The following is a 3,220-nucleotide window of genomic DNA, read 5'->3' on the forward strand; positions in this document are numbered from 1 at the left end:
CGGTGGTGGCGGCGGCGGCGGCGGCGCGTCGACCAGCGTCACCATGACATTGCGTTCCTTTTCCGCAGCGGCCTTGGGAGCCACGGCAGGAATCAGAAGCATCATCAGGGCTGCAAGATGCAGTGCGATTACAAAGGCGATACCGGCGATACGGGGCCAGCTCAGACCCTTATCTTTCTCGCCGTCATACCTGTGGTGGAAGACCAGTTGTTCCGTCATGCGCCAAGAGCTCTTTAGTGGGGTCGGGACGACGCTGTTATGGCGCCCCTGATTCAGCGGCGCATGACACCGCAGGAACCTCCAAGCTTATACCAATCCTGACCAGCTGCGCATCACAAATGCAGCTGTTCAGGCGTTATTCCTGCTTACTTCAGGTTGATGATTTTGTTTGCATCAGCCGGGTTTTTGACACCCTTGGCCAACGCGTCCCGCGCGGCCTGCTTGGCCTCCGGAATACGCCCCTCCGAGTGCAGCACACGTGCCAGATTCAGGTACGTCTCGCCATCCTTGGAAAGCGGCGCCGCCTTGCGCCACGCTTCAATCGCCTGCGGTACCTGGTCGCTGTAGTAGTACGACTGCGCCAGTGCCAGGTAGACCTGGTGGTCCGGCTTGAGGATGCCCTTCTCCAGGCCCTCGTTGATCACCGCAATGACGTCCCGTTCCTTGTTGTCGGTGTTGGCATAGATCGAGTACAGCTGCTTGTACTCGCGCTCTTCGGTGAGCTGGCCAGCGGCGCGCAGTTTGTCCATCACCGCGGCCGCCTTGTCCATCTGGTCGGCCTGCATGTACATGCTGGCCAGATTCAATTGCGCCTTCTTGTCGGCCGGATTCTTGGCCGCCAGTGCTTCGGCTTCCTTGACCGCTTCAGCGGTCTGGCCCGCTTCGGCGTAGGAGGCCATCAGCAGCTGGTTCCAGTTGTCCTTGGGCTCGGGCGAAGCGGCGATGGCCGCCTTCAGCACCGGAATGGCTTCGGCATACTTTTCAGTCTGGTACAGCGCCTGGCCCTTGATGACCAGTTCTTCCGGCTTGGCCGACTTGGACTCGGCAAAGTACTTGTCCAGAGTGGCCAGCCCCTCGGCGTACTGCTCGTCCTGCAGCTGCAGCTGGGCCAGCATCAACATCGCCTGGAAGTGGCCGTTGTTGTCCAGCTGGTTCAGCGCGATGGCCTGCTGCAGATACTGCTTGGTGGCGGCGCCATCATCCAGGTTGTAGGCCGCCTGTGAGGCGAGCTGATTGGCAACGGCCTTGTCGTAATCGTTGGCATCGGCCGAGGCGATGATTTCATCGGCCAGCGTGCGGGTCTGCGCGTAGTCGTCCTTGTTGTACGCGGCGAACAGCTTCTGCAGCTTGCCGCCCATCTTCGAGGAAGGCTTGCCGTTCGGCTCGGTGCGGGTGGCTTCCGGGAAGAGCACTTCAGCCTTGGCGCTACCCTTGCTGCGACGCTCGTTGCGATCAGACGAACGCGCCTGGGCAAAGGCATCGGCAACCACAACACCGCCGAGCAGGGTCGCAATCAGAACGGAAAGCACTGCTTTCTTGGGGCTGTGGGAAATCATGGTTCACCTCGTTGAAACCGCCAAGGCGGCACTGAAAACGGACGGTCTGGAAAAAGCAGAGCCAGCAAACGTACCAGAAAATATTTGATGGAGAAATCACTTCCGATGCTGTATTGCACCAATGTCCAGGGGACTGCCCGCATCGGTCGCCCCGGGTCAACCGCAGCGCGGGATGCGGCCCGCCTGGCGCGCCTGCTGGTAAACGGGCTGCAACATCGGGATATCGCGTTGCAGTTGGCGGATGCGGTTGGCCGGATCGGGATGGGTGGAGAGCCACTGCGGCGAACGGTTGCCGCCGGCCGCCATCATGTTCTGCCACAGATCCACCGCCTGGGCCGGGTCGAAACCGGCCTGCGCCATCAACCGCTGGCCGACCTCATCGGCTTCACCTTCCTGGGTGCGTGAGCCCGGCAGCAGGATCAGCCCCTGCGCGCCGAGGCCGCCGAACTGGTTGACCACGCTAGTTCCCGCATCGCCATAGGCCGCGCCGGCCAATGCGCCGATGATGCCCAGTCCGATCTGGGTGCCCTGCTGGCGGGTCAGGCGCTCTTCGTGGTGGCGCGAGATCACATGGCCGATTTCGTGGCCGATCACCGCCGCCAGCTGGTCCTGGTTTCTGGCGGCACTGAAAATGCCGGTATTGACGCCCACTTTTCCGCCTGGCAGCGCGAAGGCGTTGGGCTCCTTGTCGACGAACAGCGCCGTTTCCCAACGTACGCCACGGTACTGGGCGGGCAGCTGCGCGACCAGGGCATTGACCACGCATTGCACATAGCCGTTCTGGGTGCCGTCGCGGCTCAGGGTCTGCTTGGCCTTGATCTCGGAAAACGCCTGCGCGCCGAGTTGATCCAGCTGCTGCTGGGACACGCCACCGACCACCTGGCGGCGCCCGGTGGGTGAGGTGGTGGTGGCGCAGGCGCTCAGCAGCAAACCGATGGTCACCGCACAAAGAATCGATTTCACGCAAGCCCCCTTGTTCATGCCCGCAGTGTGCGGGCGGCTGGCTTAATTTTCCGTCAATCCGACGTGCAGATTTAGCCGGTACCGAACACCACCAGCGCGCCCAGCGCGATGGCATTGTTGATCGCATGGGCGGCGATGGCGGCCCACAGCGTGCCGGTCTTGCGGTACAGCCACGCGAAGGCCGCGCCCATGCCGCCGTAGATGAGCCAAAGCTGGAGAATCTCGGGCAGGCCGTTGGCGCTGGTGCCGGGGACCTCGTGCATCAACGCGAAGGCGGCGCTGCTCAGGACAATACCCAGTGCAGGACGACCGGCGGCCCACAGGCGTCCGAACAGCACCCGGCGGAACAGCAGCTCCTCGTAGGCCGGCGCCAGGAACACCGCGAACAGCAGCAGAAACAGCGGAAAATTGGCCAGCGCCTGTTCCATCAACGGCAGATTGGTCGGCACCGGCTCGATGCCGAGCTGCTTGGCGCTCCAGCCGATGAAACTGCTGCCGGCAAAGACCAGCGCAGCCACCAGCAGTGTCCAGCCCCAGGTCGATCCGCGCCGGAGCGCGTGGGCGGAGATGCCGCGTTCGGCCGAGGTGGCACGGCGCCGCCAGGCATACACCAGCAGTGCGGCACCCCCGGTGGAGATCAACGCCATCAGCATCTGCGCCAGGGCGCCGGGTTGCCCGAGCAACTGCGCCATGTCGGCGGC

General features: G+C 63.4%; 3 protein-coding genes and 1 pseudogene. All 4 read right to left on the reverse strand.

The annotated features are described in order from the left end of the window. Positions 1–219, reverse strand: a pseudogene (locus JCM9942_RS12785) (energy transducer TonB); the annotation flags it as partial. 146 nt (positions 220–365) lie between these two features. Next, a complete protein-coding gene (locus JCM9942_RS12790) occupies positions 366–1,556 on the reverse strand; it encodes a heme biosynthesis protein HemY (RefSeq protein ID WP_054660126.1) in 1,191 nt (396 codons plus the stop codon). A 156-nt stretch (positions 1,557–1,712) separates the two neighbouring features. Beyond that, positions 1,713–2,519: a M48 family metallopeptidase gene (locus tag JCM9942_RS12795; protein ID WP_256202381.1), complete on the reverse strand. Its 807-nt coding sequence runs from the start codon at positions 2,517–2,519 to the stop codon at positions 1,713–1,715. A 71-nt stretch (positions 2,520–2,590) separates the two neighbouring features. Continuing rightward, positions 2,591–3,220 (reverse strand): CPBP family intramembrane glutamic endopeptidase (locus JCM9942_RS12800; protein WP_054660130.1); only part of this gene is annotated, 630 nt, incomplete at its 5' end.

Origin of the sequence: Stenotrophomonas pictorum JCM 9942, assembly GCF_001310775.1 — a bacterium.
Lineage (GTDB): Bacteria > Pseudomonadota > Gammaproteobacteria > Xanthomonadales > Xanthomonadaceae > Stenotrophomonas > Stenotrophomonas pictorum.